Here is an 18,796-nt window from a genome sequence, read left to right on the forward strand (position 1 = left end):
GTGGTGCGAGGAGTACGAGCAGGTCCTGGACGCCTTCACCAACTGACCGGGCCACCGGAGGCTCCCGGCGGGGAGCCCGGAAGACCCGGAAGGGGGGGGGGGGGGGGGCCGGGGGGGGGGGGGGGGGGGGGGGGGGCCCCCCCCCCCACCGCCGCCCGCCGCTGTCACCGGCGTGGATTCCGTAGGGAAGTGGATCCCGTGGGGAAGGAGCAGCCCGTTGAGTGCCACCGTCGTTCGTCTCGCCGACGCGCGCGCCCGCTCGTCGGCCGTGCCGCCGATCAAGCTGTTCGCCTTCCATCACGCGGGCGGCAGCACCGCCTCGTTCGCGGGCTGGCAGCGGCGGCTGGGGCCGAAGGCCGAGGTCGTCCCGGTCCGCCTGCCCGACCGGGACGGCCTCGGCGCGGGCCGCCGCGACCTGGCCTCGCTCGCCTCGGCGCTGCAGGAGCAGCTCGGTCCGCGTCTGGACGATCCGTACATGTGCTACGGCCACAGCATGGGGGCGGTGGTCGCGTACCACCTCGTCCGGTTCCTGGCCGCGACCGGCCGTCGGCTGCCGGTACGGCTGCTGGTCGGCGCCCACCCGGCGCCGCACCTGCCGCGCCCGCTGGAGTCGGCGCGGCACCTGGACGACGCCGGACTCGCGCGTCGGCTGGCCGAGTTCGACGGCCTGCCGGACGCCGTCCGCGGCACGCCGCAGCGGCTCGCCGGCTACCTCGCCCGGGTCCGGGGCGACCTCGAACTCTGCGAGAGCTGTCGGCACACCGACCTCAGCTACCAACTGCCCTGCTCCATCGATGTCTTCGCCGGCGCCGACGATCCGCTGGTGACGGTCGAGGACGCGGCGGCCTGGTCCTCGCACTCGCTGCGGGGCGGCACCCTCCAGGTGATCCCGGGCGGGCACTTCTTCCATCGACAGTCCAAGGATGCATTCTTCGCACGGCTCGGCGCCGTGATCAACAAACACGGGGGAGAGAGATGACCGGCACGACACAGACGCCCGACGCACCGGTCCGGGAGACCGTGGACGACTACCTCGGGCCCGGAGAGCGCCGCTTCTTCGGAAGCGGATACCGAAGAGCGGAACAGCGGCTGACCGACATCCAGGTCGTGTCGCAGGCCGACGGCACCGGGACGGTCCACGCCAGGGGCTCCGTCGACTACCCGGCCGACTGGTCCAGGAAGGGCACCACCGACCAGGCCCCGCACCTGAGCAGCATCGACGCCCTGCTGATCGCCGGCGAGGCCGCCGAGCTCCACCTGACCCACGCACTGGGTCTGGACGCCGCGCAGCGACGCGGGCTGCGGCTGCGCCGGGTGCAGCTGAAGGCCGGGAGGCGGCCGGTCGAGGAGGAGCTGGACGGCTTCGCCGTCCACGCGACGACCGCCCGGCCGTCCGAGCGCTCGACCGTGGTGGACTGCCGGGTGGGCGAGTTGCGGGCGAGCCTGGAGATCGAGCATCCGCCGCTCCCGGCCGCCACCGTCGGCCCCGCCCGCAGCGCCCGCTACGACTCGCCCGAGGACCTGCTGGGGCCGGCCCGGCTGCGGCCGTACGCCGCCGCCCACCGGAGCAGGACGCAGACCATCGAGGAGCTGTCGGTGGACCTGCCCGCGCGACGGGCGAGCGCCCTGCTCGGCAGCCGCGCGGTGGAACCGCCGGCCGGTCCGGTGGGAGGGCTGGAGAGCTACAGCTACGGCGCTGTGTCGGCCCTCGACGTGTTCGTGGGCGCGATCCAGCTGGGCCAGATCCTGATCTACGGCCTGGACTCGGTCAGCCGTGCCGAGAGCAACACCCTCTGGATGCGGCAGGCCGTGCTGGAGATCGGCGACCCGTACCGGCCGCTGTCCGGGCCGGCCCCGCTGTCCGCGGAGCTGGTCGACCCGCAGCTGCTCACCACCAAGGCCGGGGAGACCTGGCGCGTGGTCGACATCGCCGCGGCCTTCGCGCACATGCGGATCCGCTGCTCGGCGACCCACCGGCTGCCGGCCGACCGGGCCCGGCGCGGCGGGACGGAGGCGGCGGCATGACCAGGGCCGCGGTACTCGAGGGGCTCGGCGCCATGGTGCCGCCGAGGATCGTCTCCAACGACGAGATCGGCGAGCTGGTCGGCAGCGACGACACCTGGATCCGGACCAGGACCGGTATCCGGCAGCGGCACTGGGCCGACCCCGGTACGGTCACCGGCGACCTCGCGATCGCGGCCGGTGAACGGGCGATGGAGTCCGCCGGGGGTGGCCGGGTCGACCTGGTGGTACTCGCGACCAGCACCCCCAACCAGCCGATGCCCGCCACCGCACCGGAGATCGCCCACCGGCTGGACCTCGGCAACCCGTGGGCGTACGACCTCTCGGCGGCCTGCACCGGCTGGGTCTACGGGATGGCCAACGCGGTCGGTGCGATCTCCTCGGGTCTGATCGACCGGGCGCTGGTGATCGGGGCCGACATCTGGTCCACCAGGCTGGACCACCGGGACCGTGCCTCCGCGATCATCTTCGGCGACGGCGCCGGCGCGGCGGTGCTCCGGGCCGGTGACCCGGACGAGCCGGGCGCGTTCCAGGGCTTCGACCTCGGCAGCGACGGCGAGTTCCACGACCTGGCGCTGCTCGCGGTCGGAGGATCCCGGCAGCGTTCCCACCGCCAGGCCCCGCGCGAGGAGGACAACCTCCTCGCCATGCGCGGCAAGGAGCTGTTCTCCCACGCGGTGGACCGGATGAGCTCCTCCTCCGCGAAGCTGCTCGACCGCATCGGCTGGGACGCCTCGGACGTGGACTGGTTGGCCGGCCACCAGGCGAACTCCCGGATCCTGTACGCCGTCTCCGACCTGCTGGCGGTGGACCGGGAACGGGTCCTGCTGCACATCGACCGGGTGGGCAACACCTCGGCGGCCTCCATCCCGTTGGCGCTGACCCACGCCGGTGCGGCCGGGACCTTCGACGTGGGGGACCGGATCTTCTCCACCACCTTCGGTGTCGGGCTCAACTGGGGCTCCACCGCGCTGACCTGGCCCGACATCAAGGTCAGCGAGGTCCTGGGGGACTAGCAACGCGTCCGCCGCATCCGTACCACGTACCGAGGCCGGCCCAGGCAGGGCCGACCGGCATCGAAAGGCGAGAACCCATGAGTGCTGTGGCCGACCGGATCGTCGGACTCCTGGTGGAGAAGTTCGCGGTGGAGGGGGAGATCACCCCCACCACCGGGTTCTCCGACATCGAGATCGACTCCCTGGTCATGCTCGAACTCTCCGTCATCCTGGAACGCGAGTACGGCAAGCGCATACCGGAGGACGAACTGATGGAGGCGGGCAACGCCGACGCGATAGCCGCGCTGCTGGAGACCGGGCGCTGAACCCGCCGGGCACGGGGGCCGGCCCGCCGTCCAGGCCGGGCCGGTCCCCCGCCGAGATCTCCGCACCGAACCCCCGAACCCTTGAAAGGTACTACCCCTATGCGCCCGACCAGGCGTCTCGTCCGCGCCGCCGCCGCACTGGCCCTGGCCTCCGCGATCATCCCGGTCGCGACCGCCCCCGCCCGCGCCGCGGACGAAACGAGGACGACCCTCTTCACCGACGACTTCCGGAGCGGCTTCGACACCTCCGGTACCGGCAAGTGGCAGCTGTGGCCCGCGCCCGGCATGCCGAGCGGCGACGGCATCCCCACCACGGACGCGAACGGCCTGCACGTGATACCCACCGGGACCGACCCGGCCACCGGGAACCCGGCCTTCGCCTTCAGCACCGCCCAGCAGTCGGCCGGTGGCGCGGGTGACCGCGACCACACCAAGTGGCTGACCTTCGCGAACCACAACTCCACGGCGGGCTTCGCCGGTTACGACACTCCGAGCAGCGGCCGCTGGGCCTGTGACGCCAACCTCTCGGTGACCACCCGCAAGACCGAGGCCAACCCGTTCGGCGCCGGCGTCGCCGACCCCCAGGCCGACCTGCGGCTCGCCAACGGCGCGATGGTCGTGGCCGACCTGGAGACGGGTGTCCTGATGGACTTCCACGTCACCAACAACACGGTGTACGCCTGGTACGAGCGGCTGCGCTACCCCGACACCACGTACTCGGCCTTCGCCTATGCGGTGCCGGTCGCAACCATCTCCAAGGGCGCGTCCCTGAACTACCAGATCGTCCTGGACAACAGCCGCACCCGCGCTACCTGGAAGATCAACGGCATTCCGGTGTACAGCGTCACCAGCCTCGGCGCCCGTCCGGCCGACCGGTCCCACCTGGTCACCGACCACGGCGGCACCGACCAGACCGTCGCGCCGCGTCAACTCCTGTGCGGCCTGGGGACCTTCACCATCATGGACGGCGCCGGCCAGGACGGCCGCGGCCTGGTCCAGCTGGACACCACGCCGGGCTACTACTACGCCCCGCTCAGCGGCCAGCCGACTCCCCAGACCTTCGTCGACCCGAACAGCCCGGCGAGCAGCCGGCTCTGGGGCCAGGGCGCCGAGATCTCCTCCTCGCACCTGACCGTCACCACCACCCACTGACCCCCTGGCCCGGCGAACGGCCCGGAAACCCGTGCGCCGGGCCAGGGCCCGCCGGCCGGCCGCGGTCTCGCGTCGGTGGAGCCGACGGGCGGGCGCGGGTGGTCCGGCCAGATCGCCCTCACCAGGTTGTGGCTGTGGGCGGCACCGGCGCGACGGTGCCGCCCACAGGTCTGTGCGGGAGCGGCGGGTCAGCAGCTCCGCAGTTCGGGGGTCTGGTTGAGGATCTGGGTCCGCAGGGAGGTGAACTCGCGGTAGGTGTCGGTCTGTTCGGCGCCGGGGCGGAAGGCGGCGACGCGGTGGCAGTTGACGAACGCGAGCTTCACGCCGAAGTGGTTCTCCAGGCTGCCGCGGATGGCGTTGCTGGCGAGTGCACGGAGCAGCTGGGCGCGCTCGGCGTCGGTCGGGGTGGTGTTGTCGTCGACGAACTCCTCCGCGGTGGTGCCGAGTTCGGTGCTGAGGCCGGCGACGACCCGGTAGGCGTAGGGGAGGGAGGCGCGGACGGTGTCGATGAAGTCGGCTTCGCCGACCTCGCCGTTCTCGGCCTGGGCGAGGAGGGCGGGGGAGACGTCGAGCGACATGGCGGTGATCCTTTTCGTCGGTGTGAGTGCAGCTGCCGGGATCGGTCAGCTGAGGGCGGCGGGTGCCTGCGGGGCGGCCGGGCCGTGCAGGAAGCCGGGGTCGACCTGCCGTTTCCTTGTCGAAGATGAAAACCATTGCCGAATAAGACTGTCGACGATGAGCCGATGCCGTGTCAAGTCGCCACTGGGGGACGGCTGGTCGGATCGTGAACCGGTTCGAGGGTGTGGTGGCGAAACGGTCGCGCGGCTCGCGTCGGTCCGCGGCCGGTCGGCCGACGACCCTGCGGCGTGGCGCCACGTGCAGTCCGGGGCCGGGGCGGCGGTCCACGCGGCGGCCCTGCGCGCGCCGCACGCCGGTGTGCGTTCGGGCGAGGAGTTCCGGCAGGTCGACGTCGGGGCGACCCGGGACCTGCCGGCGTCGTCGGCTGCGGGGGCTGGCCGATTCGGCTGCACGAGCTCGACCTCGGTGTACGGGTACGCGTCGGAATCGGCGGACGAGGCGGTCCGGGGCACCGGGGACGTCGCCTGCCGGCCGCGCGACGTCTACGACGAGACGAAACTCGCGGCCGAACGCCTCGCGCTCCTTGCGGCGGGCGCGATGAGCACGGCGTCCCTGCGCATCGCCAGGTGCTTCCCCGAACCGCCGGCGGTCCGGGCCCGGCGCCGGCTCCACCGGGGCGTGGACACAGCCGATGTGACAGACGCCCACCTGCTCGCCGTCCAGGGCCCCGGGGAGCGGCCGGGGTGCTGAACATCGCCGGCCCCCATCCATGGCGGAGCGAGGACCGGAAGCGGCTGCGGCACGATCCGGCCGCTCTCGTCACGCGGCGGGCCCCAGCGGCGGCGGCCGGGTTCGGCCGGCACGGCCGGGCGTTGCCGACGTCGATCGACCGGGTGCAGGTGTCGGCGCGGGCGGGCCCGCAGCGGACGTTCTCGTTCCCGGGAGCCGGGTCAACTCCCTTGCCTCCCACAGGGTCCGCACCCGGTCGGCCTCGGTCGCGGTGAGGACACCGTTGCGGGCCCGGACCGTCCCGGTGCCGTGTGCGGGGTGGTGCGGGAGGTGCCGGTCGGGCCCCGGGGGCGCAGTGGCGGCCCGAGGCCCGAGGGCGGTCAGCTCCAGGGGAGTCGGGAGCGGTGCTGCCAGTAGGTGCGGGCGGGTTCGGCCAGGGTGGTGAGGCGGGCGTACTGGGCGGCGTCGAGTGCCACGGAGGCGGCACGCAGGTTGCTGGTGAGCTGGTCGGCGGTGGCGGCGCCGGACAGGACCACGTCGACCCACGGCTGCCGGAGGACGGCGGCCAGGGCCACCGCGTCACAGGTGGCGTCCGCCTCCTCGGCGACCCGGTGCAGGACGGTGGACGCCGCCTCGTCGGCGGGACGCCCGGCGAGGCGTCCGTTGGCCATGCCCTCCTTGACGATGACGGTGCATCCGGCGTCGTGCGCCTCGGCGAGTGCTTCGCCGGCTGAGGGTTCGAGCAGGTTGTAGGTGGCCTGCACGCTGCGGAAGAGCGGTTCCCCGTCCACGGTGACGGTCAGTGCGGCGCGGATGGCGTCCGCCTGCTGCGGGCCGCTGGTCGAGAGGCCGATGAGCACGCCCTCGGCGGCGAGCGCTGCCAGCCGGCCGTGCAGGACGGTGTCGGTGAGCGCGGGGCTGTCCGGGGTGACGGAGTGGATCTGGTACAGGTCGAGCCGCTTGCCGAGCAGGCTCCGGCTCTCGGCGACCTGGCGGTCGTACGTCTGCACGCTGTGGTCCTTGACCTCGTGCACTTCGGCGTCGGCCTGCCAGTCCGCGGTGTAGGTGTAGCCCCACTTGCTGCCGACCACGACGTCGCGGACGTCCGTGCGGCGGTCGAGCCATGCGGCGAGGAACTCCTCCGAGCGGCCGTAGGAGCGGGCCACGTCGAGGTGGCGCACGCCCTGCGCGTAGGCCGCGTCGAGGAGTTGGTGGGCGCGCTCGCGCATCGCGGACACGGTCCGTTCGGCCGGCAGGTCCTCGGCCCGGCCGAGGTTGATGTAGCCGGGCCGGCCGACCGCGGCCAGGCCGAGACCGATCCGCGAGCTCGGCGTGGCGGTGGCTGGACGTGCGAAGGACACGGTCTGTCTCCCCTGGTCGGAGTGGGTGGCCCCCTCACCGTACCCAGGTGGTGCCGGGACTCGGAGACTTCCCCGCCCGAGGAGACGGCGGGCCCGTTCCCCGCCGCTCCGGCGGCCCGGCCCAAGCGGTGGGGAACGGCCCCGGCGCCTCGGTCGGGCCGCCCCGGCGGCCTCGGGTCCGCCCGCGGCTCAGGCGACCGCCGCCGCAGCCATCCCCGCCCGCACCGGATCGGCGACCGCCAGCTCGGTCAGCGCGCGCCGCACCTCGTCGGCGATCGGGGCCTCGTCGAGCAGCGACACCGCGTACGCCCGGCGGTCCTCGAGCATCGCCTCGATCTTCGCCCTCGCGCCGGTCTCCTCGACCACGGCGCGCAGCGCGGCGGCCCCCGTCCCGTCGAGGTCCGGGTCGCCGTGGTGGCGCTCGAACACCTTCAGCTGGGCGGGGGTCGCGTGTTCCATCGCCCAGGACAGCAGGATGGTCATGCAGCCGTTGCGGAAGTCGTCGGTGCTGGACTTCCCGGTGAGCCGCTCGTCGCCGAACACGCCCAACAGGTCGTCCTGGAGCTGGTACGCCTCGCCCACCGCCTCGCCGAAGCGCTTGAACGCCGAGATGACCTCGGCCGGGGCGTTCGCCAGTTCGGCGCCGAACTGCAGCGGGTACATCGTGTTCGACCGGGCGGTCTTCAGCAGGGCGACGTTCATCGCCTTGTCCAACGAGGGGGTGCGGCGGGCCCGTTCCGCCATGTCGAGGTACTGGCCCAGCCACACCTCGGACCGCAGCAGGTCGTTGGGCAGCCGGCGGGTGGCCAGCAGGCGCGGGTCCATGCCGCTGGCGAACATCAGCTCGTCCGACCAGGCCCAGGCGATGTCGGTCAGGCAGAGGGTCTGGACGAGCCCGTAGTGGTCCGGGTCCCCGTGCCAGCCCTGTTCCAGGTGCAGGTCGGCGAGGCGGCGGTGGAGGGCGGGCAGCCCTCGGCGGGTGTCGCTGCGGTCGAAGACGTCGTCGACTATGAGCGCCGCCCAGTGGAACAGTTCGAGGGCCGCGCCGACCTTGATGATCTCCGGGCAGTCCTCCCGGCCCCCCGCCTGCCAGCCCCAGTAGCACCACATGCCCTGCAGGCGCTTGCCCCCCTCCAGTACGCAGTCCTTGATCAGGTGCGCGGCCTCGCCGGCCTGCAGCGCACCCAGCTCGACGATCTTCCGGTCGAGGAAGGTGGTGAGCTCGGCATCCACCCGCGCGGGGATGTTCCGGGCGTGCGTGGTGGGGAAGGGTGTCATGTCGGCTCCTGAGTCCATGGGTTCGTGGCCGGCTGCACGGGGGGCGGCCGGCTGCGTGCGGTGCGGTGGTCGCGTGCGGGGCCGCTCAGACCGGCTGGAGCGGCCCGTCCAGCCAACAGGTCTCGTACGCCTGTCCGTTGGCTCCGGCCCGGATCGCGGCCGCGCTGATCGGGGAGATCGGCCGGGGCAGCCGGTCGGGCGGGAACCAGCCCAGCCGTCGGCACAGTTGGGGCTCCCGGTTGACCGGTGTGCCGGTCCAGTTCCGAGCGGTGAAGAAGGCGGTCAGTGCCCTGATCGCGGAGCCCTCGCGGTAGTCCACGGTCACCACGTGCCGGAGATCGGCCAGGTCGATGCCGAGGCCGAGTTCCTCGCGGGCCTCGCGCACCATCGCCTCCGGCAGCGTCTCGTCCGCCGCGAGGTGGCCGGCCGGGACGTGCCAGTAGCCGTCGGCCCACCTGGTGCCGGAGCGCAGCGCCAGCAGTACCCGGCCGTCGGCGTCGTAGAGCAGCAGATTGACGCCCAGTGAGGTCCGGTCCGGATCCTGCGGGTTCACAGCACACCTCTCCACTTGCGTTGATTGGCTGAAAGACGCTGCCGATTCGCGGAACCGATGCCGTTCCCTCCGCGCTGCTGCGCGGGATGCGGGGACGGCTCCGGCTCCGGTGCTGGAACGGACTCGGCGGTCCCGGCCCTGAGCTGCCCCGTTGGTGCCCATTACGCCATGTCTGAAACCGTCCGCACCAGGGTTGTCGACCAGGAGTGACCTCAAGTTGCTCTAAACCGAAAGGATTCAGCCATGTTGTGGCAGGTTCAGTTCAGGTTCCTTGACCTCGGCCGACAACCTCGCTGGCCGGCGGCCTATCTGATCGTTGATCAAGTCAAGTGCGAACATGGCCGATTGTTGTGGCCGACAGCACGGGTCCCGCTATGATCCGTGTGGCGCAAACGTTGTGTACCGATTGAACTGGATTGCCCCGAGGCGTCCCGGTCGATCCTGCCGATGCCCGCACTGCGGGCCAGCCGGCCGACCCGCCTCCGAGTCCGGAGGCGTGCGCCACCCCTTCGCCCGATGGTCGTCAACTCCCCGAGGATGCAGATGGTTCGCGCTGGATCACCACCTGGAAGCGAACGAGTAGCCTCCGCCGCCATGTGGGTGCTTCCTCCCGCGGTACTGGCCGCCTTCGTCGCGGTCGCGGTGTACGCCGTGCCCACGGGCTCCCGGACGGCGGTCTACCTGTGCGGAGCGGCGGTCGCCGCAGCCGTGGCCCTCGCCGTGGCGGAGGCGGTGCGGCGCTCGCGCGCGGCGGCCGCCTCCCGGGCCCAGGCCACCGAACTCGGCCACCGGATCGCCGAGCTGGAAGGCCGGTGGAAGCAGCGGATAGTCGAGCACGAGGCCGAGACGGTCCGGCTGGCCGAGGTCGTCCTGCCGGAGGCCATCGCCCGGATCCAGAGCGGTGCCTCGTCCGAGGAGATCCTGCGCGGCTCCGCCCGTCAGGCCGGCCCCGACCCGCAGTTCCGGGCCGCCCACCAGACCCTGCTGAGCGCCGTGGTCGACGCCGTGCAGGCCGAGGAGGACCTCCGCGACTCGGCCCAGCGCTCCTTCGTGAACATCGCCCGCCGGGTACAGGCGATCGTCCACCAACAGGCCCAGGACCTGCGGCAGATGCAGGACCGGCACGGCCGTGACCCCGAGGTCTTCGGCGACCTGCTGCACCTGGACCACGGCACCGCGCTCATCGGCCGGCTGGCCGACAGCATCGCGGTACTCGGCGGCGCCCGGCCGGGCCGCCAGTGGCACCGCCCCATCCCGCTCTTCAGCGTGCTGCGCGGCGCCATGTCGCGGATCGTCGACTACCAGCGGGTGGACCTCCACTCGGTGTCCGAGGTCGCCGTGGTCGGACCGGCGGTCGAGCCGCTGATCCACGCCCTCGCCGAGCTGCTGGACAACGCCACCCGCTACTCCCCGCCGCACACCCGCGTCCACCTGACCGCCATCGAGATCCCCTCCGGGGTCGCGGTCGAGATCGAGGACAGCGGCGTCGGCCTGAGCGAGGAGGCCCGCCGCCGGGTCGAGCGCGTGCTGTCCGACACACCCGCCGGCCTGGACCTGGCGGACCTCGGCGAGGCGCCCCGACTCGGCCTGTCCGTGGTCGGCCGGCTGGCCCGGACCAACAACTTCCGCGTGTCCCTGCGTCCTTCCGCGTACGCCGGGGTCCGCGCGGTGCTGGTCATCCCGTCGGACCTGATCACCACCGTCCCGGCGACCGCACCCCTTTCCGGAACCGGCGGCGTGCCTGCCGCCCGGCAGCTGCGCGGCCCGCAGCCGATGATGGCCGGAGACGTCGTGGACGAGCCGTCCGAGGTGGAGCGCAACGCGCACGGGCTGCCCCAGCGGCGCAGGCGCACGTTGGCCGTCGCGCCGGCCGCTCCGCGGTCCGCGACCGGACCGGCCGCTGCTCCCCGCACCCAGCCGCCGGCGGCCCCGCCGGTCGAGCCGGGCCTGTGGATGGCAGCCTTCCAGAACGGCGTGTCCGGCGGGAGCAGCACCACCGCTCCCGGCCGCACCGCCGGTGACGAGTCGTCAGACAAGGGTGAATAGCAATGATGCACCACCGGCCCAACATCGACTGGATGCTCAAGGATCTGGCGATGAGCGTTCCGCAGACCCGCCACGTGGTGGTTCTGTCGTCGGACGGCCTGCGGATGGCTCAGTACGGTACGGACACCGACACGGCGGACCGGCTCGCGGCGGCATGCGCGGGTCTGCAGAGCCTGTCGACCGCCGTCGCCGCCGAGTTCCCGCACGGCGACGGCCGGATGCGGCTGGTGGTGATCGAGGTCGGTGGCGGTTTCTTCTACCTGATGGCGGCCGGCGCCGGGGCGTACCTGGCGGTGCTGGCGGACGAGGGCGTGGACGCCGGGCTGATCGGCCAGTGCATGCGTGACCTGGTTGCGAGGATCGGTGAGCACCTGACCAGTCCTCCCCGAGTCGACGGGTTGGCCGGATGACGTTACCGAATCAGCGCTGGCACAACTCCGGCCCGGAGCGCCTCTACGTCATCACGGCCGGCCGCAGCCGACCGTCCGAGGAGGCCGTGGTCGACCTGGTGACGCTGATCGTGGCCCGCGCCACTCCGCAGCCGAGCATGCAGCCGGAGCACGCCGCGATCCTGCGGATGTGCAACGCCCCGCTCTCGGTGGCGGAGATCTCGGCGCACCTCTCGCTGCCGATGAGCGTGGTGACCGTGCTGCTCGCCGACCTGCTGGCCACCGACCGTGTGGAGGCCCGGGCCCCGATCCAGGCGGCGCGGCTGCCGGACCTCGAACTGCTGGAAGCGGTGATGCATGGACTACAGAAGCTCTGAGACGAACGCCGGGCCCCGCGGGTTCGTCGAACCCGGTCAGGTGCAGACCCTGCCGGCCAGTACCACGGCCGCCGTCAAGGTGGTCATCGTGGGCGGGTTCGGGGTCGGCAAGACCACGCTCGTCGGCGCGCTGAGCGAGATCCGGCCGCTGACCACCGAGGAGACGATGACCCAGGCCGGGGTCGGCGTGGACGACGTCGCGGGCGTCGAGCGCAAGACCTCCACCACCGTCGCGATGGACTTCGGCCGGATCAGCCTCAACGAGCAGCTGGTGCTGTACCTGTTCGGGACCCCCGGGCAGGAGCGGTTCTGGTTCCTGTGGAACGGCCTCTTCGACGGCGCGCTCGGCGCGGTCGTCCTGGTCGACACCCGCCGACTGGAGGTCAGCTTCGACGTGATCGGGCGGCTGGAGGAGCGCGGCGTGCCGTTCGTGGTGGCCGTCAACGCCTTCCCGCACGCGCCGGCCCACCCGGTCGAGGAGCTGCGTGCGTCCCTCGACCTGCCCGACTCGGTCCCGATAGTGGACTGCGACGCCCGGGATCGCGGCTCCAGCCGTGACGTCCTGCTGACCCTGATGCGCTACCTGCACACCCTCGCCGCCTCCCCGGAGCAATCGTGACGACCCTTCCCCCCGACCACACGGCGGCCGGTCCGGCCCTCGTCCCGCCCCCGGGGTGCCCGGCGCACGCCGCCGGGGCAGGCGGGCACCTGCCGACCGCGGCGAGCCTCGGCGTGACACCGCTGTACGGTCCCGTCGCGGAGGCCGACCCGATGGGCCTCTACGAGCAACTGCGGGCCCAGCACGGCCCGGTGGCCCCGGTACTGCTGGACGGCGGGGTGCCGGCCTGGCTGGTGCTCGGCTACCGGGAGAACGTCGAGGTCACCCGGGCACCCACCCGGTTCTCCCGCGACCCCCGGCTCTGGCGGGACTGGCAGGAGGGGCGGATCGCCCCGGACTCCCCGCTGCTGCCGATGATGGGCTGGCGGCCCGACTGCGTCTCGGCCGACGGGCAGGAGCACCAGCGCCTGCGCGCGGCGGTGACCGAGAGCCTGGGCCAGTTCGACCGCCGCGGGATTCGCCGCCACGTCCAGCGCTACGCCAACCAGCTGATCGACGACTTCTGCGCGGACGGCAGCACCGAACTGCTGGCCAGGTACGCGCAGCACGTGCCCATGCTGGTGCTGACCCACCTCTTCGGTCTGCCGGAGGAGACCGGGCCGGACCTGGTCGAGGCCAGCGCGGCCCTGATCAAGGGCAACGAGAAGGCGGTGTCCGGCAACCAGTTCATCCTGGACACCCTGCGGCAGCTGGTCGAGGACAAGCACGCCAACCCGGGCCGTGACTTCGCGTCGGCACTGATCGGCCACCCCGCCGAACTCACCGACGAGGAGGTCCAGCACCACCTCCGGCTGGTCATGCTGGCGACCAACGAGACCACCACCAACCTGATCGCGAACACCCTCAGGATGGTGCTCACCGACTCCCGCTTCCACGCCTCGCTGACCGGCGGACTGATGACCGTCTCGGAGGCGGTCGAGCAGGTGCTCTGGGACGAGCCGCCGCTGATGGTCTGTCCGGGCCGTTGGGCGACCAGCGACACCGAGCTCGCCGACCGCCACATCAAGGCGGGTGACCTGCTGCTGCTCGGTCTGGCCGCCGGGAACGTCGACCCGGCCGTCCGTCCCGACCCGACCGCCCGGCTCCACGGCAACCGCTCCCACCTCGCCTTCAGTCGGGGACCGCACGAGTGCCCCGGCCAGGACATCGGCCGGGCCATCACCGACTCCGCCGTAGAGACCCTGCTGACCCGGCTCCCGGACGTCCAGCTGGCCGTCCCGGAAGCCGAGTTGAGCTGGACCTCGTCGACCTGGGCGCGGCACCTGAACGCGCTGCCCGTCCAGTTCGCCGCCGAGCAGCCCACCCCGGGCCGGCCGGCTGCCGCGCGTGAGCCCGCGCCGGCGCCCGCCCCTGCCCCGGTGCCCGTCGCGGCCCCGGCAGCCGTCGAACAGGAGGCCCGGGTCCCGCAGCACGCGTCGTCGTGGGGATGGCTCACCGGGTGGCTGCGGCGGCGCTGACCGCTCCTGCGGCGGCCCCCACCCGGGCAGGCCGCCCGGAGCCGGGACCGCTCAACGGCCCCGCCGGGCGACGAGGGCGGCGATGTCGTCGTCGAGCTCGCCGCCGCTGTAGGCGATCAGATCGCGGTGGAGGTGGTCGAGGATCTGGCGGGGCGACTCGCCGCTCCACCAACGGATGCGTTCGGCGAGGGGGTAGAACGCGCCGGAGCGGTCGCGGGTCTCGGTGACCCCGTCGGTGTAGAGCAGGAGCTGGTCCCCGGGGTGGAAGGGGGCGAGGTCGACGTGGTACGCGTCGCCCACCAGCATGCCCAGGTTGAGCGGTGGCGAGGGAGCGGCGGACTGCAGCTTCCGGACCCCGCCGCGGTGCAGCAGCAGCGGGGGCGGATGGCCGCAGGTGACGGTCCGGACGACCGGTTCGTCGTCCGGGATCTCGGCGAGGAGCGCGGTGATGAAACGTTCGGCGATCTCCGAGCCCGGAACCCCGGGGTACTGGGAGGCGTAGCGGCTCATGCTCGTCTCCAGGCGGCGCGCGAGGTGGGGCAGGTCGGGCGCGTCGTGGGCGGCCTCGCGGAAGGCGCTGAGCAGCGCCGCAGCCGTCTGCACCGCGAGCAGGCCCTTGCCGCGTACGTCGCCGATGAGCAGCCGTACGCCGTGCGGGGTGCGGATCGCCTCGTACAGGTCGCCGCCGATCCGGGCTTCCGCCGCGGCGGCCAGGTAGAGGCTCTCCAGCGTGACGTGCCCGAGGTGGTGGGGTACCGGGTGCAGTACCGCCAGCTGGGCGGCCTCGGCCACCGAGCGGACCTGGACCAGCTGATGGGCACGTCGGTCCAGCAGGCGGTTGAGGAAGACGGCGAACACCGCGATCGCCGCGAGGCTGGCCAGTTCGGAGTAGGCGGTCGCATCCTGCAGCGCGTCGAAGTCCGCCATCAGGCCGACGTAGATGGCGCACGCGCCCACTCCGGTGAGCACGGTCCCCCGCAGGGGCAGCAGCGCGGCGGCAGCAACCATGGCCGTGGCGAGGAGGGCGTCCGGCCTGATGTTGCGGGGTGTGACGAGGCCGATGAGCAGGCCGAGGAACAGCAGCAGAGCAGGCAGCATGGGCAGCAACCTGGCCCGCACGCCAGCGCTGTGCGGGACTCCGCGTTCCTCAGGAGACCTCGCCACCGTGCCGCTCCCCGGGGTCACACAGGTCGAGCGGCAGCCTGGGCCGGAAGCCAGGCCACCGATTCGGTAGTTTTATCGTTGTTCGCCGGTAACCCACGGGCAACCCGGTGAGCTGCGCCGTACGACCCGGCGTGTCACCGGGACGGGACCTCGTCCGCCGTCGGGAACGACGCCTGCGCGCCCTTCCTGGTGACGGTCACCGCGCCCACCCGCGCGGCGAAGGCCGCCGCGTCAGGCAGGTCCTCGCCCGCGCCGAGGCGCCGGGCCAGGGCCGCGGTGAAGGCGTCACCGGCGCCGGTGGTGTCCACGGCCTCGACCTCCACGGACGGCACCCGCCGCATCGTGCCCGCGTCCGCCACCGGAGCCCCCTCGGCGCCCAGGGTGATCACCACCGAACGCGGCCCGAGCGCGAGCAGCGCCCGAGCCCGGGCTGCCGCACCGGCGGCATGCGGGGACGGCTCGCGGGACGGGCGGGCCCCGCCCCCGGGGCTACGCCCGGTCGACCTGGTAGCGGAACGCGCCGGGTGGTACGGCGAGGCCGGGCAGCCAGGCGCCGAGGACCAGCGCCGACGGGTGGAACATCGGGCCGGGCAGCGCCTCGACGGGGAAGCGCTCCCAGCCCGCGCAGGCGTGCGGCTCGGTGACGTACGCGGGGGCGTCGGTCGGCGGGGCCAGCACGGCGGCGGTCAGCCGGGGGAAGCCGAGCTGGTGGTCCAGCAGGACCGCCAGCACGCGCATCTGCTCCGGGGGCAGGACGATCCCGGTCTCCTCGGCGAGTTCCCGGGCGGCGGCCTGCTCGAAGGACTCCCCGGGCTGGTCCACCTTGCCGCCGGGCAGGCTCCAGGTCGGCGTCTCACCTGCGGTGATCCGCCGACCGAGGAGGACCCGGCCGTCGGCGGCGGGGACGATCACTCCGGCCCCGAGCATGGGTGCTGCCATCGTTCCCGTCCCGTTCCGTGGCCGTCGTTCCCCGGTTGGTGTTCCCCGGTCGTCGTTCCCTGCTTGCCGTTCCCCGGCCGCCGACGGGTCGGGCCCGTTGCGGTTGCCGGGGGATGAGCCGGCTGCGGCGCGTCCTACCAGGCGGCCTTGGCGTAGTCCTTGAGGAAGCAGCCGTAGAGGTCCTCGCCGAGTTCGCCGCGGACGATCGGGTCGTAGACCCGGGCCGCGCCGTCCACCAGGTCGAGCGGGGCGTGGAAGCCCTCCTCGGCGAGGCGGATCTTGTCCGGGTGCGGACGCTCGTCGGTGATCCAGCCGGTGTCGACGGCGGTCATCAGGATGCCGTCGGTCTCCAGCATTTCCTCCGCGCTGGTGCGGGTGAGCATGTTCAGCGCGGCCTTGGCCATGTTGGTGTGCGGGTGGCCTGCGCCCTTGTAACCGCGGGCGAAGACGCCCTCCATGGCGGAGACGTTCACCACGTACTTGCGGCGGGCCGGGGAGGCGGCCATCGCCGGGCGCAGCCGGCTGATCAGGATGAACGGCGCGGTGGAGTTGCAGAGCTGGACCTCCAGCAGCTCCACCGGATCGACCTCGGCGACCGTCTGGATCCAGCTGTTGGTCGCGGCGAGGTCCGGGACCAGGCCGCCCGCGTCGATCGCGGTGCCGGCCTCGATCCGGGCGGGCGAGGCGGAGCCGCTGACCAGGGCGAGGCCGGTGACCTCGGCCGGGGTGAGCCGGTCGGTGGAGTCGGTGGACTGGCCGGGCAGGGCGCGCAGGTCGACACCGCCGCTGCCGAAGCGGCCGATCACGGTGGACGTCGGCAGCTCGCCGGCCGGGAGCGGCGCGGACTCGGCCGCCACCAGCTCGCGGTAGGCCCCGGGGGAGCGGCGGACGGTCTGCGCCGCGTTGTTGATCAGGATGTCCAGTGGGCCGTCGGCCGCGACCTCGTCCGCCAGCGCCACGACCTGGGCCGGGTCACGGAGGTCGATTCCGATGATCTTGAGCCGGTGCAGCCAGTCCGCGCTGTCCGGCATCGCGGTGAAGCGGCGGATCGCGTCGTTCGGGAAGCGGGTGGTGATGGTGGTGTGCGCGCCGTCGCGGAGCAGCATCAGCGCGATGTACATGCCGATCTTCGCCCGGCCGCCGGTGAGCAGCGCGCGGCGCCCGGTCAGGTCGGTGCGGGCGTTGCGGCGCTGGTGGTTGAGCGCGGCGCAGGTCCGGCAGAGCTGGTGGTAGAAGGCGTCGACCTCGACGTAGCGGCCCTTGCAGGTGTAGCAGCTGCGCGGGCGCTCGAGTATCCCGGCGATCTCGGTGGTGGTGACGGTGCTGAGGCCCATCACGCCCCGGGTCTCGTCGTCGATCCGGCCGGGTGCGCCGGTGGCGGTCAGGGCGGTGACGGCCCGGTCGTTGGCCGTCTTGCGGGCCCGGGTCTCCTGGCGGCGGCGCTGCTTGAGCGTGCGGAAGATGCCGCCGACGGCCTGCCGGACGGTGATCGCGTCCGGGTGGTCCACGTGCAGCTCGTCGAGCTCGGCGAGCACCTCGAGGCAGAGTTCGAGCCGCTCGGGGTCGATGCCGGGGCCGAAGTCGATCTCCTCCTGCTCGCCCGGTGCCTCTGCTGCCCGCTCGTCTGCCTGTTGGTCCGCCTGCTTGGCCGCGCCCGCCGTCATCCCTGCCTACTGCTTCCCACTCGTCCTGCCCGTATCAGCCGTACCGGCGAACTCTACGTGAGAGCCCGGCGGAGGGGCGAAAGTCGAGCGAGATGTAATGACTGGTCTGGGATTACAGCTCTTACGGGGCGCAGCTAGATTGGTAACAGACCCTCCTGAGAAAGCCTATTACCGATCTGTGGGGAGTGGGGCATGACCGTCAGCGTCGATGCACAGCGCGGGGATGCACAGCACGGGGATGCACAGCACGGGGATGCACAGCACTGGAACGCCTGGCAACGCAGCTGGGACCGCCAGCAGACGTGGTACCTGCCCGACCGTGAGGATCGCTTCCGGGCGATGCTCGACGTGGTCGAGGCCGTCGCCGGACCCGAACCGCGCGTCCTCGACCTCGCCTGCGGCACCGGGAGCATCAGCGAACGACTGCTCGCCCGCCTGCCGGGCGCCGTGAGCGTCGGCGTCGACCTCGACCCGGCGCTGCTCGCCATCGCCCGTGGGCACTTCGCCGCCGAGCCCCGGCTCACCCTGGTCGCCGCCGACCTCACCGACCCGCACTGGGTCCACCGGCTCCCGCCCGGTCCGTTCGACGCCGTGGTCACCGCCACCGCCCTGCACTGGCTGCCGGCCGATGCGCTGCTGCGCCTCTACCGTGACCTCGCCGGTCTGCTCCGCCCCGGTGGGGTCTTCCTCAACGCCGACCACGCCCCCGACCCCGGCATTCCCGCGCTGAACGCCGCCGACGAGGCGTTCCAGCGCCGCCGCCAGGAGCGCGAGCGGGCGGAGGGCGTACTGGACTGGGCCGAGTGGTGGGAGTCCGCGGCGGCCGACCCGCTGTTGGCGGAGCACGTCGTCGCCCGCCGGGCCGTCTACGGTTCCCACGCCGATGCCGAGAGCCGTTCCGCCGACTGGCACGTGGCCCGGTTGCGGGAGTCCGGCTTCGCGGAGGCCGGCGTCGCCTGGCGGAACGTCAGCGATGCCACCGTGGCGGCGATCCGGTAGCCCGACGGGTGGCGGAGGTCGCGACCGGGGGCTCGGTGCCGTTGTGCGGTGGCGGAGTTGCCGTCCGTCCGTGCAGGGGCCGGCCCGGGGACGGGTGGTGCTGATCTCCGACGTCCCGACCCTCCCGGCCGTCGGCTGGTTCGGCCC

General features: G+C 72.9%; 19 protein-coding genes and 1 pseudogene. 12 read left to right on the forward strand and 8 right to left on the reverse strand.

The window, feature by feature from the left end; genetic code table 11:
* Positions 1-217 precede the first annotated feature (217 nt).
* The 5 genes from ACFC1R_RS36470 to ACFC1R_RS36490 all read left to right on the forward strand — a co-directional run bounded on the left by ACFC1R_RS36470 (position 218) and on the right by ACFC1R_RS36490 (position 4,495).
* Positions 218-979 carry a thioesterase II family protein gene (locus ACFC1R_RS36470; protein WP_375946021.1) on the forward strand — a complete coding sequence of 254 codons (762 nt, stop codon included), beginning with the start codon at positions 218-220 and terminating at the stop codon, positions 977-979.
* Positions 976-2,025 (forward strand): AvrD family protein, encoded by a 1,050-nt coding sequence (locus ACFC1R_RS36475; protein ID WP_375946022.1) that lies wholly within the window; start codon positions 976-978, stop codon positions 2,023-2,025. Before ACFC1R_RS36470 ends, ACFC1R_RS36475 begins: the two co-directional genes overlap by 4 nt.
* A complete protein-coding gene (locus ACFC1R_RS36480) occupies positions 2,022-3,038 on the forward strand; it encodes a 3-oxoacyl-ACP synthase III family protein (protein ID WP_375946023.1) in 1,017 nt (338 codons plus the stop codon). Before ACFC1R_RS36475 ends, ACFC1R_RS36480 begins: the two co-directional genes overlap by 4 nt.
* A gap of 77 nt (positions 3,039-3,115) precedes the next feature.
* Complete coding sequence (locus tag ACFC1R_RS36485; RefSeq protein ID WP_375946024.1) at positions 3,116-3,343, forward strand: acyl carrier protein; 228 nt, start codon at positions 3,116-3,118, stop codon at positions 3,341-3,343.
* A 99-nt stretch (positions 3,344-3,442) separates the two neighbouring features.
* Positions 3,443-4,495: a DUF6081 family protein gene (locus ACFC1R_RS36490; RefSeq protein WP_375946025.1), complete on the forward strand. Its 1,053-nt coding sequence runs from the start codon at positions 3,443-3,445 to the stop codon at positions 4,493-4,495.
* Between the two features lie 188 nt (positions 4,496-4,683).
* Here ACFC1R_RS36490 and ACFC1R_RS36495 read toward each other — a convergent pair whose 3' ends face one another.
* Positions 4,684-5,073: an SCO5389 family protein gene (locus ACFC1R_RS36495; protein WP_375946026.1), complete on the reverse strand. Its 390-nt coding sequence runs from the start codon at positions 5,071-5,073 to the stop codon at positions 4,684-4,686.
* Here ACFC1R_RS36495 and ACFC1R_RS36500 point away from each other — a divergent pair.
* Positions 5,072-5,824: an NAD-dependent epimerase/dehydratase family protein gene (locus ACFC1R_RS36500; protein WP_375946027.1), complete on the forward strand. Its 753-nt coding sequence runs from the start codon at positions 5,072-5,074 to the stop codon at positions 5,822-5,824. The genes ACFC1R_RS36495 and ACFC1R_RS36500 overlap by 2 nt on opposite strands.
* A gap of 359 nt (positions 5,825-6,183) precedes the next feature.
* Here the strand turns inward: ACFC1R_RS36500 and ACFC1R_RS36505 are convergent, their stop codons facing one another.
* From ACFC1R_RS36505 to ACFC1R_RS36515, 3 genes are all read right to left on the reverse strand, one after another.
* Positions 6,184-7,164: an aldo/keto reductase gene (locus ACFC1R_RS36505; protein WP_375946028.1), complete on the reverse strand. Its 981-nt coding sequence runs from the start codon at positions 7,162-7,164 to the stop codon at positions 6,184-6,186.
* Between the two features lie 189 nt (positions 7,165-7,353).
* The gene (locus ACFC1R_RS36510) at positions 7,354-8,442 is read right to left on the reverse strand and encodes a polyprenyl synthetase family protein (RefSeq protein ID WP_375946029.1); all 1,089 of its coding nucleotides are present in this window, start codon (positions 8,440-8,442) and stop codon (positions 7,354-7,356) included.
* A gap of 85 nt (positions 8,443-8,527) precedes the next feature.
* Positions 8,528-8,995: an NUDIX domain-containing protein gene (locus tag ACFC1R_RS36515; RefSeq protein WP_375946030.1), complete on the reverse strand. Its 468-nt coding sequence runs from the start codon at positions 8,993-8,995 to the stop codon at positions 8,528-8,530.
* 594 nt (positions 8,996-9,589) lie between these two features.
* On the opposite strand from ACFC1R_RS36515, the gene ACFC1R_RS36520 reads away from it, so the two are divergent.
* Genes ACFC1R_RS36520 through ACFC1R_RS36540 form a run of 5 tightly spaced genes read left to right on the forward strand, consistent with a single transcriptional unit; the run spans position 9,590 to position 13,883 of the window.
* Positions 9,590-11,041, forward strand: a complete 1,452-nt coding sequence (locus tag ACFC1R_RS36520; protein ID WP_375946031.1) for an ATP-binding protein — start codon at positions 9,590-9,592, stop codon at positions 11,039-11,041.
* Between the two features lie 2 nt (positions 11,042-11,043).
* A complete protein-coding gene (locus ACFC1R_RS36525; RefSeq protein ID WP_375946032.1) occupies positions 11,044-11,451 on the forward strand; it encodes a roadblock/LC7 domain-containing protein in 408 nt (135 codons plus the stop codon).
* Positions 11,448-11,807, forward strand: a complete 360-nt coding sequence (locus ACFC1R_RS36530) for a DUF742 domain-containing protein (RefSeq protein ID WP_375946033.1) — start codon at positions 11,448-11,450, stop codon at positions 11,805-11,807. The genes ACFC1R_RS36525 and ACFC1R_RS36530 overlap by 4 nt, the downstream gene beginning before the upstream one ends.
* Positions 11,788-12,426 (forward strand): ATP/GTP-binding protein, encoded by a 639-nt coding sequence (locus ACFC1R_RS36535; protein ID WP_375946034.1) that lies wholly within the window; start codon positions 11,788-11,790, stop codon positions 12,424-12,426. The genes ACFC1R_RS36530 and ACFC1R_RS36535 overlap by 20 nt, the downstream gene beginning before the upstream one ends.
* Positions 12,423-13,883: a cytochrome P450 gene (locus ACFC1R_RS36540; RefSeq protein WP_375946035.1), complete on the forward strand. Its 1,461-nt coding sequence runs from the start codon at positions 12,423-12,425 to the stop codon at positions 13,881-13,883. The genes ACFC1R_RS36535 and ACFC1R_RS36540 overlap by 4 nt, the downstream gene beginning before the upstream one ends.
* 51 nt (positions 13,884-13,934) lie before the next feature.
* Here ACFC1R_RS36540 and ACFC1R_RS36545 read toward each other — a convergent pair whose 3' ends face one another.
* The 4 genes and pseudogenes from ACFC1R_RS36545 to ACFC1R_RS36560 all read right to left on the reverse strand — a co-directional run bounded on the left by ACFC1R_RS36545 (position 13,935) and on the right by ACFC1R_RS36560 (position 17,650).
* The gene (locus ACFC1R_RS36545) at positions 13,935-14,981 is read right to left on the reverse strand and encodes a PP2C family protein-serine/threonine phosphatase (RefSeq protein ID WP_375946036.1); all 1,047 of its coding nucleotides are present in this window, start codon (positions 14,979-14,981) and stop codon (positions 13,935-13,937) included.
* Between the two features lie 200 nt (positions 14,982-15,181).
* Positions 15,182-15,532 (reverse strand): annotated as a pseudogene (locus tag ACFC1R_RS36550) (PfkB family carbohydrate kinase); the annotation flags it as partial.
* A 4-nt stretch (positions 15,533-15,536) separates the two neighbouring features.
* Complete coding sequence (locus ACFC1R_RS36555) at positions 15,537-15,986, reverse strand: NUDIX hydrolase (RefSeq protein WP_375946037.1); 450 nt, start codon at positions 15,984-15,986, stop codon at positions 15,537-15,539.
* A gap of 134 nt (positions 15,987-16,120) precedes the next feature.
* On the reverse strand, positions 16,121-17,650 hold the full coding sequence (locus tag ACFC1R_RS36560) for an SDR family NAD(P)-dependent oxidoreductase (protein WP_375946038.1): 1,530 nt from the start codon (positions 17,648-17,650) through the stop codon (positions 16,121-16,123).
* A gap of 192 nt (positions 17,651-17,842) precedes the next feature.
* Here ACFC1R_RS36560 and ACFC1R_RS36565 point away from each other — a divergent pair, with 192 nt between their 5' ends.
* Entirely contained in the window at positions 17,843-18,649 is an 807-nt protein-coding gene (locus ACFC1R_RS36565; RefSeq protein ID WP_375946039.1) for a class I SAM-dependent methyltransferase, read from the forward strand.
* Positions 18,650-18,796: the final 147 nt, after the last annotated feature.

Origin of the sequence: Kitasatospora sp. NPDC056138, from assembly GCF_042264695.1 — a bacterium.
Classification (GTDB): Bacteria; Actinomycetota; Actinomycetes; order Streptomycetales; family Streptomycetaceae; genus Kitasatospora.

Coding starts and splice junctions, on each gene's coding strand:
- ACFC1R_RS36490 (WP_375946025.1), top strand. CDS start 3,443: ATGCGCCCGACCAGGCGTCTCGTCCGCGCCGCCGCCGCACTGGCCCTG.
- ACFC1R_RS36485 (WP_375946024.1), top strand. CDS start 3,116: ATGAGTGCTGTGGCCGACCGGATCGTCGGACTCCTGGTGGAGAAGTTC.
- ACFC1R_RS36545 (WP_375946036.1), bottom strand. CDS start 14,981: ATGCTGCCTGCTCTGCTGCTGTTCCTCGGCCTGCTCATCGGCCTCGTC.
- ACFC1R_RS36560 (WP_375946038.1), bottom strand. CDS start 17,650: ATGACGGCGGGCGCGGCCAAGCAGGCGGACCAACAGGCAGACGAGCGG.
- ACFC1R_RS36475 (WP_375946022.1), top strand. CDS start 976: ATGACCGGCACGACACAGACGCCCGACGCACCGGTCCGGGAGACCGTG.
- ACFC1R_RS36500 (WP_375946027.1), top strand. CDS start 5,072: ATGGCGGTGATCCTTTTCGTCGGTGTGAGTGCAGCTGCCGGGATCGGT.
- ACFC1R_RS36555 (WP_375946037.1), bottom strand. CDS start 15,986: ATGGCAGCACCCATGCTCGGGGCCGGAGTGATCGTCCCCGCCGCCGAC.
- ACFC1R_RS36535 (WP_375946034.1), top strand. CDS start 11,788: ATGGACTACAGAAGCTCTGAGACGAACGCCGGGCCCCGCGGGTTCGTC.
- ACFC1R_RS36565 (WP_375946039.1), top strand. CDS start 17,843: ATGACCGTCAGCGTCGATGCACAGCGCGGGGATGCACAGCACGGGGAT.
- ACFC1R_RS36530 (WP_375946033.1), top strand. CDS start 11,448: ATGACGTTACCGAATCAGCGCTGGCACAACTCCGGCCCGGAGCGCCTC.
- ACFC1R_RS36525 (WP_375946032.1), top strand. CDS start 11,044: ATGATGCACCACCGGCCCAACATCGACTGGATGCTCAAGGATCTGGCG.
- ACFC1R_RS36480 (WP_375946023.1), top strand. CDS start 2,022: ATGACCAGGGCCGCGGTACTCGAGGGGCTCGGCGCCATGGTGCCGCCG.
- ACFC1R_RS36510 (WP_375946029.1), bottom strand. CDS start 8,442: ATGACACCCTTCCCCACCACGCACGCCCGGAACATCCCCGCGCGGGTG.
- ACFC1R_RS36520 (WP_375946031.1), top strand. CDS start 9,590: ATGTGGGTGCTTCCTCCCGCGGTACTGGCCGCCTTCGTCGCGGTCGCG.
- ACFC1R_RS36495 (WP_375946026.1), bottom strand. CDS start 5,073: ATGTCGCTCGACGTCTCCCCCGCCCTCCTCGCCCAGGCCGAGAACGGC.